The sequence below is a fragment of the Flavobacterium sp. S87F.05.LMB.W.Kidney.N genome (assembly GCF_004366435.1).
Taxonomy (GTDB): Bacteria; Bacteroidota; Bacteroidia; order Flavobacteriales; family Flavobacteriaceae; genus Flavobacterium.
Genome location: NZ_SODX01000003.1, coordinates 365,070 through 380,201, shown reverse-complemented (window position 1 = coordinate 380,201; position 15,132 = coordinate 365,070). Strand labels below are relative to the sequence as shown.

Genomic DNA, 15,132 nt, shown 5'->3' with positions numbered 1-15,132 from the left:
CGACTTTGAACCTCAGATTAAAAAACCTCTGAACCTTAGTACCTCTACAACTTTGAACCTGAAGAAAAAAAACCTCAGAACCTTAGCACCTCAGAACCTCAGAACCTTCAAAAATTAAAATACCTCCGAAGCCTCTTTCAATTTCTCCATATTGTTAACCAATTGAAGCTCCGCAACAATTTTCTGAATATCACCATTCATGATGTTTCCTAAATCGTAAAGAGTCAAACCAACTCTATGATCAGTTACACGACCTTGAGCGTAGTTGTACGTACGAATTTTAGCAGAACGGTCACCAGAACTTACTTGAGAAGTACGTTTTGTAGCATCTTCAGCTTCTTTCTTAGCCAATTCCATTTCGTACAAACGAGAACGTAAAACCGTTAACGCTTTATCTTTATTTTTATGCTGCGATTTCTGATCCTGACATTGCGCCACCAATCCTGTCGGAATGTGCGTTAAACGTACAGCCGATTTCGTAGTATTTACCGATTGTCCTCCAGGTCCAGACGAACAGAAGAAATCTACACGAACATCGTTCATATCGATCTGTACATCAAACTCTTCTGCCTCTGGTAAAACCATAACAGTAGCAGCCGATGTATGCACACGACCCTGCGTTTCAGTCTGTGGTACACGTTGTACACGGTGAACACCCGCTTCAAACTTCAAAGTACCGTAAACATCCTCTCCCGAAACCTCAAAAATAACCTCTTTGAAACCTCCAGAAGTACCTTCGTTCATATCCACAACAGATGTTCTCCATCCTTGTGATTCACAATATTTAGTATACATTCTAAACAAATCCCCAGCAAAAATACTCGCTTCGTCCCCACCCGTTCCGGCGCGGATCTCCACCATAACATTTTTAGCATCTTCAGGATCTTTAGGAATCAACATAAATTTGATTTCCTCCTCTAGCTGCGGTAAACGTTCTTTTGCTTCATCCAACTGCATTTTGGCCATTTCAACCATATCTGCATCGCTTCCATCAGCAATAATTTCGTTTGCTTCGTCAATATTGGCTAAAACAAGAATGTATTCTTCTCTCTTTTCAACCAAAGCTTTTATGCTTTTATATTCTTGGTTGAGTTGCACATAACGCTTTTGATCAGCAATAACATCCGGCTGAATAATCAAATCCGAAATCTCATCGAAACGCTGCTTTACATATTGAAGTCTATCTAACATTTTCTAATTCCTTTTATTGGACTGCAAAATTACGAAATATTTATTGATTATTCTAGTGTTGATTTTTTGTGTTTTTTGTGGAGGATATTTAGTGGGATTTGGATTATTTTTTGGAGCTGATTCCTGCTCCCAAAGCCTCGGGACGCTATATCTTTTTGACAGAACTTTTTCGGTTTAATAAGATCTTTTTTTTGTTTGTCTAAAAGGATGACGCTTCTATCACGGTTAAGCTTTCGGTTTTATTTAGCTCATTTACGGATTTCCGTAAATTCACTGATTTTAAAAGGGTTACTTTTATCAAAAATAATTGGAATATCGTTTTTTATTAAAATCAGGTGTTTTTACTTGTTGGTTAGTTTGGATAAAATGCGATGTTTGTTAACAACATAATTTCTAAAATTAAAATTAATCTAAGAATATGACAGAAAAGCTTAATATGGTTGATAAATTATTTGAATCATATAACTACAAAATTGCCAAAAATTCAACCACAGATATCAGAATTTATACTTTACAATACGGAATGTATCACGCCGCAGAAATAATATCTTTCGATGAAAATACTGATGTTTCTAAATTTAAAAATGAATTATCCGATTTAGGATATGCCACTGATTTAAAGGTAGTTAAAAACCTAGATGAAGTTGAAGAATATTTATTTGAAGGTTTTTTTATAAAAACACCTCTAGGTAATGAATTAAAAAATAGATACAAAAACTTCGTTCGTAAACAACTTTTGAACTTACCCGAAGGAAGCAATTATCAATATATTGATAGCGATTTTGATTTGATAGTACAAAACAAACTTGGTGAAATCACGGAAGCAAAATCATACTCTTCGAAAGAAAATAGCATAATCTCTAAAATTAATGATTTATTTACTCAAACTAGAGGTGCGTTATTTATCATTATCGAAGCTCCAGCAGGTTTTGGAAAAACATGTACAGCAAATGAAATTTTAAACAGCATAACTCTTGAAAATTCCAATAAACTACCATTCTTTACTGAATTATCTAGAAATAGAGAAGCAAGAGTATTCAAACATATACTTTTAAATGAAATTGATGAACAATTTCCTAATGGTATTAAACAAAATGTTGTTTTAGAACAAATTTATAAAGGTCGAATTCCTTTAATTATTGATGGATTTGATGAGTTAATTACTAAAGACAGCAACAAAGAAGATGTAGAAAGTATGCTATCAACAATAGTTGATTTACTTCAAAATGATGCAAAAATAGTTATAACATCAAGAAAGACAGCAATTTTAAATAGTGATGAATTTATTGAAACAATTAATTCATCAATAGAGGATTTTTCTCTTGCTAGATTTGAGATTAAAGAACCAACTATTGAAAACTGGCTGCATCCAGAGCGAACAAAATTTATTGAAGAAAATGGCTTTCCTATAAATCAAATCTCTAACCCAGTCCTTTTATCTTATTTGAGAAATATCCCAATGGAAAGATTAAAGGATTTTCTTACTTCAAAAGAAAGTACATTAATTGATAAATATTTTGATTATTTATTGACAAGAGAACGTACAAGACAGAATTTAAAATTAGATAATCAAGCACAATTTAGAATTTTTAGGAAATTAAATAGATTCATGTGTGAATATAATTTTACTGCAGAAACAAAGGAAACTATTAAGGATTTTATTAAAGACTATAATATTAAAATTTTACAAGAAACTATTAAAGAATATAAATCTGAAGAAAAACCTTCAATTGAAGAATTGACTGAGACTTTATCAAATCACGTTTTTCTGGATAGAAAAACAGATGGTAATGTTGGTTTTATAAACGAATTTATATTCGGTTTTTTGGTCAGTGAAAATCTAATTTTAGAAAAATTTCAAGAACACTATAAAGATAAGTTTAGCAGAGTTATTCCCCAAGATTTTGCGCAAATATCTATTGAAGCCTCAAAAATACAAAGCACCGAAAATAAATTTAAATTATGGACAGTTTATAATAGTTATGATTTTGGCTATGATAGTGAATTTTATTTTGATGCAGATTATTTTTTGCAGAACGAAATCAAGCGGAATTTTAGTCAACTATTTTTAGCTGACAGAAATTTAAAAGATTTAAGTTTTCAAAATTACATTTTTGAAAACTGTGTTTTTGCAGGCATTACTTTTGAAAACTGTACTTTTTCGACTTCTTCTTTTAAAAAATCATCATTTCAAAATTGTAAATTTTATAATTGTATACTAGAAAGTAGAACACAAATAATCTACGAAGACTTTGGAATCTACGTATGTCAAGATAACAATGACTTTCTAAGACAGATAAACTCATTATATTGCAAGGATAATGACGAAAATAAAGTTATTAAGCAAAATGAATTGACAGAACAACAGGTGTTGCATCAATTTTTACAAGTAGATAGCAAAAGGCCTAAACCTCGAAAATTTTCAGTGATAAAACTTCGATTAAATGAATATTCAGATAAGGAAATCAACACTATAATTGATTCCTTAATTCGTAAAGAATTTCTTCATTTCAAAGATGATGTTGGATTTATAACTAGAGAAGCAATGAATTATTTAAACCACAACAATCAATGAATAGAGATTTACAATTAATTGAAAAAGATATTTGCTCTACAATATGTGAAAGACTTGACAAAGTAGGAATATTATATCGAATCTTTAGTCGGGTCAAAGACATTAATTCTTCAATGGAAAAAATTAATAGAAAAAAACAACAGGGAGAGCCCTACAGTGAGAATGGAAAAAAAATGCAGGACATTATTGGAGTTCGAATTGTTACATATTTTTATGATGATGTTAATTTAGTAAAAAAAATTCTTTCTGATATTTTTGATTATGTTGATGATGAAATTGACGATATTGAGCTGACAGTTTTCAAACCAAAAAGGACAAATATTATATACTCGTTTAGTAAAGGTCAAAAAGAAATTTTTGATGGCGTAATTAATATAACTAAAAATGAAATCCTCCTTTTATCCGATAGTACTTTCGAATTACAGTTAAGAACAATATTATCTGAAGGTTGGCACGAAATAGACCATAGTTTAAGATATAAAACGAAAGGAGATTGGATAAACCACTCTGAGAAAGAGAGATTACTGAACGGAATTTATGCAAATTTAGAAGTAAATGATTTAGCAATGAAATCATTATTCAATGAGCTAGCTTACCAACACTTTAAACAAAAAAAATGGGAAGCTATGCTACGAAACAAATATAGACTCAAATTTCATTTTAGTATCATTAGAGAAGATTTAAGAAAAATATTAGATGAAGATAATACTTTAGCAAAACAAATTTTCAAAGCTGACAGAGCTTCTATTGTAGATAAACTTTCTAAGATTGAAATACCTCTGCCCATAAATTTTAATAATATTATCTTTTTTATTAATCATGTTTATATTAAGAATGATAAAATAAGTCAATTAACCCCCGATTTTATTAAAAGCAATATTTAAAAAAATTACTCTGCTATAAGAAGTGTTATTAATTCAAAATTAAAAGTAATTACTGTGAAGCGTACGAATTCGGGACATTTCCACGCCCTCTAGTATTTTGTAGATTTTGAAGATTGTAATCTACAATAATTAATCGTTTAATGCCATATTACAATTAAAAAAAAATTAACCGTGATGGAAAAACTAATAGAGCAAAAACTTTTCTTAGAAAAATATAATATAAATCCAGATAAATTCAAAGCTACAACTTTGGCTTGGAACGATTTAAAAGCAATTTATCAAGATTATTGTAAAGAAATTCCAAAACTAGAATCATCTGCGATATACATTTTTAATAGCCTCATGAAAACATCAAATGTTCATTCTGTTAGATATAGGATAAAAGATGCTGAACATGTAATAGAAAAAATCATTCGAAAAAGAATTAAAGATCCAAAACAAATTATTACAATTAAAAATTATAAATCTGAATTAACAGATTTAATTGGTCTTCGAGCTCTACATTTATTTAAAGAAGAATGGAGCTCTATTCATGAAGTAATAACTTCGACATGGGATTTAAAGGAAACTCCCGTTGCAAATTATAGGGATGGAGATTCATATGATTATAAAAAGGAATTTGAACAACTGGGTTGTGTAGTCAAAGAGCATAATTATGGTTACCGTTCTGTTCATTATATTATTCAAACGAAACCAGCTAAAGAAACATATTTTGCTGAAATTCAAGTCAGAACAATTTTTGAAGAAGCGTGGAGTGAAATCGATCATACAATTAGATATCCATATGACCAAGACAATCCTGTCTTTGGACAATTTCTATTAATCCTAAACAGACTTGCTGGTAGTGCTGATGAAATGGGAACTTTTATTCAGTATCTAAAAAAAGAGTTACAGAATAAAGAAAACAATTTCAAACAGGAAATGCTAGAAAAAGATAATTTAATTTTAGAATTAGAGACAAAAATTAAAGAACTGAAAGTAGCCGAATCAGATAAAAAATATTTAACAGAAGGATTAGAGAAATTAAAAATGCCTAAATTATCAACCGACTATATAAATATCAGTAATTCTGTTGCCAAGATGATAAGTGACATCTCAACTTTACCTAACTTTGCTGAAATTACTGCATTAAGTGAATTTGAGGGACCTATATCACCAATATTTCCCAGTTTATCCTCCTCCTTACCAATCAATTCTACAAACCTGAAAAAACCAGTATTTCCAAATATTACTGATAATAAAGATTTAGCTTCAATTACAAAAACAACAATTTCTAAAATAAATAATTCTTCTATTCTTGACGATATAAATATAAAAAAAGACTAAAGAGATCTAAATAAAACAAAAAAAATGCGTAAAAGCCTCAACCACTTTTGCCCCCGCTGGCGCGAGCTTAGCGATCGTGCATAATCTTTTTAATTGATTTTTATTGTGTTCACGAGCAGGACGCTCGCACTAGCGTAGGGGAGGCACGGATTGCAAATCCGCGCTATCATATTTCACAACAATTTCTAAAATATGAAAGAGACTAAACCAAAAAAGAAAAATTGGCTTAAAATTTTCATAGATATCTTACTAGATTTTATTTTAAAATAGAAATAAAAAATCTGCGCAAAAGTCTAAAAAAACCTTTTGCGTTTTTTTATACTCAAAACTCAACCCCAACCTTATAAACCTCATCCAACAACTCCATTTCATCTTCTGGCAATAACTGCAAGGCGATTTCAAGCAAAGTCATTACATTGACATTATTGTCTTTTGTAAAACTCGACAAACCGTTTGCATCTGGATTAAGTAAAATAATACTTGCTTTTAGCAAATCTGAAACCATTAGATTTAATTCATTATAAGAAGATACTTTTAGCGGTATGGTAAACGAGTTGGCTTCTTTAAGCTCTGGTTTTAGTTTGGTGAAATATCTTCCTTTATTTATTAATTCTAACAATTCTTCGGCTCTTTCTTTATTCTGTGTTTCCATCATTTTCCATTTTTATTTCAAAACGAAATTAGAAATAATAGATTATTTTTACGTGATTGTATACAATCGGTCGTATGCAACTGATATTATAAAAACCTAAACCATGGAAAATTTCGACTGGACCTCTTTCACCAAAAAAATAGCCGTTAAAGCTAAAATCAGCGATATTTATAACGCTTGGACAAAGGCTGGGGAACTTGAAAAATGGTTTCTCGAAAAAGTATCATTTTTTGATAGTAATCAAGAGCTGGTAAGTAAAGACCAAAATGTTTCTGAAGGCAATACCTATGAATGGCTTTGGTATTTGTATGATGACACAATGAAAGGAAAAATCATTGCTGCTAACGGAAAAGACCAACTGCAGTTTACATTTGAAGGAGATTGTCTTGTAGATGTAAAATTGAGCGAAAGCAATGATTACACGATAGTAGAACTTCGTCATCATAATATTCCAACAGATGATTCTTCGAAACAATATATAAGATTGGGCTGTTCCAATGGCTGGCATTTTTATCTCATCAATCTTAAATCGGTTTACGAAGGTGGTTTGGATTTACGCAATAAAGATGAGAATTTGAATCCGATGATAAATAATTAAGCTGAATAATATTTCAAAATTGATTTTTGTGAATCGGAAAAATTATAAAAAAACATCCCAAAAAGAAATCTCTTTTTAGGATGCTGCTGACTTAAAACGTAAACGGATATTAAACCTCCTCTTCTACTTTTAAAATTTCTAATTTTAAATTGCCTTTTTTTGGCAGTCTTTGAAAACAAACATAAATCATAAAACTTAGCGCCTTCGCGCCTTTGTGGCAAACCAAAAAAAAAATCCTAACTTCGCTCTTCAATAAGAAAAGAAAGAATGAAGGTCTGTATTGCTGAGAAACCAAGTGTAGCACGAGAAATCGCATCTGTTTTGGGCGCTAATACCAAACACGACGGATATTATGAAGGAAACGGTTACGCCGTAACCTACACTTTTGGGCATTTATGCACCTTAAAAGAACCCAACGATTACAAACCGCACTGGAAAAGCTGGGATTTGAACAATCTCCCAATGCTTCCTGAAAAATTTGAAACCAAAGTGGTTCAGAATTCAGGAATTCAAAAACAGTTTAAAATCATTAAAAGTCTTTTCGACAAAGCCGAATTGGTTATCAACTGCGGGGATGCCGGGCAGGAAGGAGAATTGATTCAGCGCTGGGTAATGAATGAAGCAAATTATAAAGGCGAAATAAAACGTCTTTGGATTTCGTCACTTACAACCGAAGCTATAAAAGAAGGTTTCGACAACTTAAAACCTTCTGAAAACTACGATAATTTATTTTATGCCGGATTCTCAAGAGCAATTGGCGACTGGCTTCTCGGAATGAATGCAACGCGTTTGTATACCGTAAAACACGGCGGTTACAAACAAGTTTTGTCTATTGGGCGCGTGCAGACACCAACATTGGCAATGGTTGTGGAAAGATTTAAAGAAATCGAAAATTTCAAACCGCAGCCGTATTGGGAATTACAGACTTTATACAGAGAAACGATTTTCAGTTATGAAGAGGGTCGTTTTCTAAACAAAGAAGACGGTGAAGTTCTGGCTGAAAAAGTCAAAGAAAGTGACTTCGAAATTGTTTCTGTTGACAAAAAAAACGGAAATGAATATGCGCCAAAGTTATTCGACTTGACAGGTTTACAAGTTTATTGTAATCAGAAATTTGGATTTTCGGCAGAGGAAACGCTTAAAATTGCGCAGACTTTGTACGAACAGAAAGCCATAACGTATCCGAGGGTTGATACGACTTTTCTTCCGGGCGACATTTATCCAAAAGTGTCTGGTATTCTGCAAAAACTAACGCATTATGCTCCTTTAACAGAACCGCTTTTAGGAAAGAAAATTAAAAAATCGCCTAAGGTTTTTAACGATAAAAAAGTAACCGATCACCACGCAATTATTCCAACTGGAATTGAAATTAATCTGCCGTACAATCAGCAGCAGGTTTATGATATTATCACCAAACGTTTTATTGCTGTTTTTTATGACGATTGTTTAGTCGCAAATACCACAGTTATCGGAAAAGCTGCCGATGTGACTTTTAAAGCCACTGGAAAAGAAATCTTGAAAAAAGGTTTCCGTGTGGTTTTTGAAGATCCGAATGCGAAAGAAAAAGAACCCGATTTACTGCCGAGTTTTGTTGTGGGCGAAAAAGGTCCGCACGAACCTTCTTTCCTTCAAAAAGAAACCAAACCGCCCAATCATTTTACCGAAGCAACTTTACTGCGTGCCATGGAAACGGCAGGAAAACAAGTCGATGACGAAGATTTACGCGAATTGATGAAAGAAAACGGAATCGGTCGTCCGTCAACGCGTGCGAATATTATCGAAACGCTTTTTAAACGGCAGTATATTGTCCGCAATAAAAAACAGGTTTTACCAACTGTAACTGGAATCCAGTTGATTGATACGATTCAGAATGAATTGATTAAATCGGCTGAACTTACGGGTTCTTGGGAAAAACAGCTGAAAGATATTGAGAAAGGAACTTTTACAGCCTCAGCGTTTATAAAAAACATGAAACGTATGGTTGAAGCTTTGGTTTATGAAGTAAGAAGTGAAACAAAACATGCCAACATTTCGCATGCGGCAACGGTACAAAAACCAGTTGTAAAAGCAGAAAAAAAGAAAGCAGCAGGGATTTTAGCCGAAACTTGTCCGAAATGCCAAAAAGGAAATTTCATAAAAGGAAAATCGGCTTTTGGATGCAGCGAATATAAATCGGGCTGTGATTTTGTATTGCCGTATGTTTTTGCCGATAAAAAAATTACCGAAAGCCAGTATTTACGATTGATTCAAAAAGGTTCAACTGTAAATATAAAAGGGTTTAAGACTGAGGATGGAACGGTTGAAGGTTTAATTCGTTTTGAAGAAAATTACAAACTGAAATTAGAACCTAAAAAAACAGCTCCAAAGACTGCAGCCACTCCAACATCGGATTCTCTAATATGTCCGAAATGTAAAAAAGGAACAATCTTAAAAGGAAAAACCGCTTACGGATGCGCAGCATACAAATCAGGATGCGATTTTAAAGTAACTTTTGATGAAGTTCGAGCTAAACTAAAAGATCAAAAGCCTACAAAAGAGTTGGTTTATTCGATTTTAGAGGAAAGCGTTTAATTTATTTTTTAGCCACAGATTAAAAGGATTGAAATGATTTTTTTGAACTGTGCTTTTTGCCGCGAATTACACTAATTTTCACTAATTTTTTTTTCACGCAGATTCTGCATATCTGAATTATTAAAATCTGCTGTAATTAGCCTAAACCCGCAGAATTTGCGAGAGAAAAATCACTTTAAGCCTCTTAATCTGTGGCAAGTAAACAATTCCAATTTTAAAAATAATTCGTGAAAATTAGTGTAATTCGTGGCAGCTTAAAATCCGCTTTAATTATGCGGGAGAAAAATCATTTCAATCCTTTTAATCTGTGGCAAAGTAAACAATTCCAATTTCAAAAATAATTCGTGAAAATTAGTGTAATTCGTGGCAACAAAATTTTTCATACTTTAGTACAATCAAAACCTTATAAATTATGTTTCAGAAAATTACTCTTATTGCACTTACAATAGCTTTTGTTTCCTGCCAGAAAAAAGAAACTGTTGAAAAAGACAAAATCAAAATAGCAGATTGGTTAATTGGAAATTGGGAAAACACAACTCCTGACGGTGTATTATCTGAAAACTGGCAAAAGTTAAACGATAGTACTTTCAGCGCATCTTCTTATTTCATAAAGGGAAAAGATACTTTGCATTTTGAAACTATTGTTTTAGCGCAATTAGGAGAAACTTTAACGTATAAAGCAACCGTAAAAGGACAAAATAACGATCAGCCTGTTTTCTTCCCTTCTACTTCAGAGTCAGAAAAACAATTGGTTTTCGAAAATCCGAAACACGATTATCCTCAAAAAATCACTTATACAAAAGGCGCAAATAATACTTTAACAGCTGAGATTTCTGGAAAATTGAATGGGAAGCCTAGTTCTGAGAAGTTTGTTATGACGAAGAAGTAATTTTACGCACTGACTTATTAGAATTTTAGAAGTAAAACGTTTAAATCCAAAATATTAATTTGATTGATTAAAACAAAAATCATAATGTATCATGAAACTAAACAGCATTTTATTTCCATTAATAGTAGTTTTAGGAATTTTCTCTTCCTGCAAAAAAGAAACCAAAACAGAAGCTCCTATAAAAACCTACCCTAAACTTGCAAAAGCAGAATGGTTTATTGGAGAATGGGGAAATAAATCGGCTGAAGGTGAACTTACCGAACGCTGGAAAAAAGAAAATGATTCAGTTTATCTAGGCGAATCTTATTTTGTGGTGGGGCAAAACGACACTGTTTTTGCAGAGCATGTTCGTTTAGTAGAAGCGAATGGTAAACTGGCTTATATTGTAACGGTTCCTGGACAAAATAAGGAATTACCGGTAAGTTTCGAAATGACCTCAGCAACAGAAAATCAAATAACTTTTGAAAACCCTAAACATGATTTTCCTAATAAAATTATTTATAATCTCGTAGAAAAAGATTCATTAATTGCAGAAATTTCAGGGCTAAAAAACGGCAAACCCAATACCGAAAGATTCGTTATGAAGAAACGCTGAAAACTTAGAACCTCAGTACCTCAGTACCTTAGCACCTTAAAAAAACCTACTCATTCTCCCCAATCTTATTCACCATAAAAATCATCAAAATACCTAAAAGCGCCATAATCAAAAACGCCCATTTCATACTTAGATATTCAGAGATAAAACCAACCATTGGCGGAACCAATAAAAAACCAAGATAACCAATTGTAGATATAGAAGTTAAGGCAGAACCACTGCTTAATTTAGATGATCTTCCTGCAATACTAAATACTAACGGAACAACGCAGGAAACCCCAAATCCGATTAAAACGTAGCCAAAAATAGTTGGATATGCATACGGAAGTACAAAACAGATTCCGAAACCTATTGTAATTAATATACCGCTGTACATGAGGATTTTTTTAGTTCCAAATTTCATTACCCCATAATCACCAAATATACGTCCTAAGGTTACTGCAGATGCGAAAAATACAAATGCTGCACTGGTTAATTTTGGAGAAGCTTTTAAGATGTTTTCGAAGTAAATTCCGCTCCAATCGTACATCGTATTTTCGCAAGCCATAGAAACAAAACAAATTAAGGCAAACTTAATTAAGTTTTTTTCAGGCATTGAGAAGAACTTCTTTTTAACGGGAACAGGTTCATTATGAATACTCATTGGATAAAAACAAGCTGTCAGTGCCAGCATAAAAACGCTCACACCTAATAGATGATGCGATGGTGCAATCTTCTGTGTCACCATTACATAGCCTAAACCAGCTCCAGAAAAAACGGCAATACTCCAAACTGCATGAAAACGAGTAATAATAGATTTTGGATATAATTTCTGTACTTCAAGCGACTGCGCATTAATCGATAAATTGAAAATATTGCGAGAGGCTCCAAAAATCAAAAGTACCATAACCAGCTGCCATACAAATGCAACTAAACCTGGTAAAGACAATACAATATTGAACATGATAGCTCCTAAAAGCATAATGTAACGGCTGCTGTATTTATTTAAAAGTTTTCCGGTGAAAGGCATTGTCAGCATTAAACCAATCGGAAAAGCAAATAAAACTGCTCCAAATTGTGCTTCGGATAAATGCAATTGTGCTTGTATATGCGGAATTCTTGAGACCCAAGAAGAATATCCAAAACCAGAAAGAAAAAAGAAAACAGTATTAGCTATACGGTATCCTCTTGGTGTATTTTGAATTTTTTTGAAGAAAGATAAAATCATGAAGTCATTTTTCAGACTGCAAAATTAAGGCTTTTCAAACAAATTATTGGTTGTTTTAGCTTTAATAAATACATACAATTTTCAGCTTTTATTTTAAAAAAATTAAAGACTTTTCTTCGCTTTAAAACTTATTGCATTAAAAAACTAAAATGAACTTCAATATTATTTGTTAAAAAAACAATAATCTCTACATTTGCACTGTTTTTATTTATTCTAAATAAAATTTAATTACAAACCAATTTTAAAAACCAATGAAATATTTTAATCCGAAAACATCACGTTTTCTATTGGCAATTAGTTTTGTCTTTTCGTTCTTTATCATGTCTGCCCAGCAAAATGGAAAAGTTAAAGGCACCATCACAACTTCAGATGGTGAACAGGCAGCGGGAGTCAATATCATCTTAAAAAACTCAAAATACTGGACCGTTTCTGATGAAAATGGAAACTTTGAATTCAACAGAGTAAAGCCAGGCAGCTATATTTTACAAGTGTCCTTAACAGGTTATGAAACTTCAGAAAGAGAAGTAATTGTTTCAGAAAGTGAAACCGCAGCTGTGGATTTGCAGTTAAAAGTTTCAAATAAAGAACTTAAAGAAGTTGTGGTAAATAGTAAAAAAAGCATTTTATCTAAAAAAACAGATTATGTTGCCAGAATGCCATTAACAAATCTTGAGAACCCACAGGTTTACAGTGTTATTCAGAAAGAACTTTTACAGGAACAAATTGCTGTAGATATTAAAAGCGCAGTTCAAAATTCGCCTGGTGTTGTTTCTATCAGCTTTCCTTCTGGAGGCGTTGGGGTAATTTTTAGAGGTTTTTCTACAGGAGTTAATGCAAGAAACGGAATGGAAACAGCTTCCGGCCGTTCTTCTGTTGATCTTGGTAACGTAGAGCGTATCGAAATCATGAAAGGGCCTTCTGGAACTTTATTTGGTTCGTCTGTTTCTTCATTTGGAGGTGTTGTAAACCTTGTTACGAAAAAACCTTTTGAAACTACCGCTGCCGAAGTATCTTACACAACAGGAAGTTTCAATTTAAACCGTCTTACAGCAGATGTGAATACGCCGCTAAATCAAGATAAAACAGTTCTATTCAGAATTAATCTTGCTGTAAATAGAGAGAAGAGTTTTCTGGATTATGGTTTTAACAATACTCTTCTTTTTGCACCGAGTCTTACTTATAAAGCTTCTGAAAAACTGACTTTTAATTTTGATGCAGAACTTTATAACGTTAACAATACAAGACGTACTTACAATACGTATGCTGCAACTTCTGGAATTACCAATCCGAACGATTTGAAAATCGATTATAAAAAATCGATGTTTCATGATGATAACGATGCGAAATCAACTGCAACAAAATTTTTCGCTCAGGCCGAATATGAAATATCAGAGAACTGGAAATCTACAACGGTTTTTTCATTTGTAGGAGAAGATGTAGAACGCAGTTATCAGAGTTATGCTGTTTGGAGTTCTCCAACACAAACGGCAAGAAGAGTTGGTTTGTGGGGACCAATTTTTAATAACTATACCAACATTCAAGAAAATATCAACGGAAAATTTTCTACAGGAAGTATCAAACATAAATTCTTAACTGGTGTAAACTACCGCCTTTACAGCTCTAATTTCTCAGGTGGATCTACTTTTACGCTTGACAATATAGATGTAACAGCTCCTTTCTCACCAATTAGAAGAAAAGCAGTAGATGCAGGCCTTGTATTAACAACGTCACCAGTTGCAGATCAAAAAACTTTTAGTGTTTATGCCTGCGATGTAGTAAATTTTACAGACAAACTTTCTGTAATGTTGAGCTTACGTTTGGATAATTTTGAACGTGCGAAAGTAGGAACTGTAGAAGGTTACAGCCAGACTGCTCTTTCTCCGAAATTAGGATTAGTGTATGAAGTTGTAAAAGATCAAGTTTCTGTATTTGGAAATTATATGAACGGTTTCCAAAACATGCAGCCGGTCACCCAGCCAGATGCAACACAATTAGTTTTAGATCCAATTTATGCAGTTCAGTATGAAGGAGGAATTAAAGCTGACGCATTCAACAAAAAATTAAGCGGATCTGTAAGCTATTACAACATTACGATTGACAATGCTACAAGAACTGATGCTGCCGGTTTTACTGTACAAGATGGTAAGCAAGTTAGTAAAGGTGTAGATTTTGAATTAATGGCTACTCCATTTAATGGATTAAGTATTGTTTCGGGTTATGCTTACAATGATAACCGAATTGTAAAAGCTTCTGTTGCCGCAATTGAAGGAAATAAAGCAACATCTTCTCCAGAAAATGTAGTTAACTTTTGGACAACTTATACTTTTCAAAATAAATTAAAAGGTTTAGGACTTGGTGCGGGTGCTAACTATGTTGACAAAAATTATTTTACAGCCGAAAACACGTTTTATATGCCATCTTATACTGTTTACAATGCAACAGTATATTACGAAAAACCGTCATGGAGATTAGGTTTAAAGTTTAATAATTTAACCAATAAAAAATACTGGGATTTCTGGGGTTCATCGCAGGCACCAACCAGCATATTAGCAAATTTAACAGTCAAATTTTAAAAACCTGATATACTAAACCAACGCCTCAATTCAAAAAATTGAGGCGCTTTTTAATTATAATCTTTTCAGAA

At 32.7% G+C, this 15,132-nt stretch carries 11 protein-coding genes; 8 read left to right on the top strand and 3 right to left on the bottom strand.

All coding sequences use genetic code 11. From position 1 onward, the window contains the following. Window positions 1-114 precede the first annotated feature (114 nt). A complete protein-coding gene (gene prfA / locus EDB96_RS10880) occupies window positions 115-1,191 on the bottom strand; it encodes a peptide chain release factor 1 (RefSeq protein WP_134140754.1) in 1,077 nt (358 codons plus the stop codon). Window positions 1,192-1,609: 418 nt separating this feature from the next. Between prfA and EDB96_RS10875 the strand changes: the two genes are divergently transcribed. The 3 genes from EDB96_RS10875 to EDB96_RS10865 all read left to right on the top strand — a co-directional run bounded on the left by EDB96_RS10875 (window position 1,610) and on the right by EDB96_RS10865 (window position 5,976). Further along, window positions 1,610-3,766 (top strand): NACHT domain-containing protein, encoded by a 2,157-nt coding sequence (locus tag EDB96_RS10875; RefSeq protein WP_134140753.1) that lies wholly within the window; start codon window positions 1,610-1,612, stop codon window positions 3,764-3,766. Then, the gene (locus tag EDB96_RS10870; RefSeq protein ID WP_134140752.1) at window positions 3,763-4,650 is read left to right on the top strand and encodes a hypothetical protein; all 888 of its coding nucleotides are present in this window, start codon (window positions 3,763-3,765) and stop codon (window positions 4,648-4,650) included. The genes EDB96_RS10875 and EDB96_RS10870 overlap by 4 nt, the downstream gene beginning before the upstream one ends. 174 nt (window positions 4,651-4,824) lie before the next feature. Continuing rightward, complete coding sequence (locus tag EDB96_RS10865) at window positions 4,825-5,976, top strand: RelA/SpoT domain-containing protein (protein WP_134140750.1); 1,152 nt, start codon at window positions 4,825-4,827, stop codon at window positions 5,974-5,976. A gap of 322 nt (window positions 5,977-6,298) precedes the next feature. Here EDB96_RS10865 and EDB96_RS10860 read toward each other — a convergent pair whose 3' ends face one another. Continuing rightward, on the bottom strand, window positions 6,299-6,628 hold the full coding sequence (locus EDB96_RS10860; protein ID WP_134140749.1) for a hypothetical protein: 330 nt from the start codon (window positions 6,626-6,628) through the stop codon (window positions 6,299-6,301). Between the two features lie 103 nt (window positions 6,629-6,731). Between EDB96_RS10860 and EDB96_RS10855 the strand changes: the two genes are divergently transcribed. From EDB96_RS10855 to EDB96_RS10840, 4 genes are all read left to right on the top strand, one after another. Next, window positions 6,732-7,226 carry an SRPBCC domain-containing protein gene (locus EDB96_RS10855; protein WP_134140748.1) on the top strand — a complete coding sequence of 165 codons (495 nt, stop codon included), beginning with the start codon at window positions 6,732-6,734 and terminating at the stop codon, window positions 7,224-7,226. A gap of 267 nt (window positions 7,227-7,493) precedes the next feature. Beyond that, window positions 7,494-9,797 (top strand): type IA DNA topoisomerase, encoded by a 2,304-nt coding sequence (locus EDB96_RS10850; RefSeq protein ID WP_134140746.1) that lies wholly within the window; start codon window positions 7,494-7,496, stop codon window positions 9,795-9,797. Between the two features lie 412 nt (window positions 9,798-10,209). After that, window positions 10,210-10,686, top strand: coding sequence for a DUF6265 family protein (locus EDB96_RS10845; protein ID WP_134140744.1), 477 nt, complete (start codon window positions 10,210-10,212; stop codon window positions 10,684-10,686). 91 nt (window positions 10,687-10,777) lie between these two features. Continuing rightward, a complete protein-coding gene (locus tag EDB96_RS10840; protein WP_134140743.1) occupies window positions 10,778-11,281 on the top strand; it encodes a DUF6265 family protein in 504 nt (167 codons plus the stop codon). A 46-nt stretch (window positions 11,282-11,327) separates the two neighbouring features. Here the strand turns inward: EDB96_RS10840 and EDB96_RS10835 are convergent, their stop codons facing one another. Next, window positions 11,328-12,488 (bottom strand): MFS transporter, encoded by a 1,161-nt coding sequence (locus EDB96_RS10835; RefSeq protein ID WP_134140742.1) that lies wholly within the window; start codon window positions 12,486-12,488, stop codon window positions 11,328-11,330. A gap of 251 nt (window positions 12,489-12,739) precedes the next feature. Here EDB96_RS10835 and EDB96_RS10830 point away from each other — a divergent pair, with 251 nt between their 5' ends. Beyond that, window positions 12,740-15,061 (top strand): TonB-dependent receptor, encoded by a 2,322-nt coding sequence (locus EDB96_RS10830; protein ID WP_057119025.1) that lies wholly within the window; start codon window positions 12,740-12,742, stop codon window positions 15,059-15,061. Window positions 15,062-15,132 lie beyond the last annotated feature (71 nt).

Coding starts and splice junctions, on each gene's coding strand:
- prfA (WP_134140754.1), bottom strand. CDS start 1,191: ATGTTAGATAGACTTCAATATGTAAAGCAGCGTTTCGATGAGATTTCG.
- EDB96_RS10875 (WP_134140753.1), top strand. CDS start 1,610: ATGACAGAAAAGCTTAATATGGTTGATAAATTATTTGAATCATATAAC.
- EDB96_RS10870 (WP_134140752.1), top strand. CDS start 3,763: ATGAATAGAGATTTACAATTAATTGAAAAAGATATTTGCTCTACAATA.
- EDB96_RS10865 (WP_134140750.1), top strand. CDS start 4,825: ATGGAAAAACTAATAGAGCAAAAACTTTTCTTAGAAAAATATAATATA.
- EDB96_RS10860 (WP_134140749.1), bottom strand. CDS start 6,628: ATGGAAACACAGAATAAAGAAAGAGCCGAAGAATTGTTAGAATTAATA.
- EDB96_RS10855 (WP_134140748.1), top strand. CDS start 6,732: ATGGAAAATTTCGACTGGACCTCTTTCACCAAAAAAATAGCCGTTAAA.
- EDB96_RS10850 (WP_134140746.1), top strand. CDS start 7,494: ATGAAGGTCTGTATTGCTGAGAAACCAAGTGTAGCACGAGAAATCGCA.
- EDB96_RS10845 (WP_134140744.1), top strand. CDS start 10,210: ATGTTTCAGAAAATTACTCTTATTGCACTTACAATAGCTTTTGTTTCC.
- EDB96_RS10840 (WP_134140743.1), top strand. CDS start 10,778: ATGAAACTAAACAGCATTTTATTTCCATTAATAGTAGTTTTAGGAATT.
- EDB96_RS10835 (WP_134140742.1), bottom strand. CDS start 12,488: ATGATTTTATCTTTCTTCAAAAAAATTCAAAATACACCAAGAGGATAC.
- EDB96_RS10830 (WP_057119025.1), top strand. CDS start 12,740: ATGAAATATTTTAATCCGAAAACATCACGTTTTCTATTGGCAATTAGT.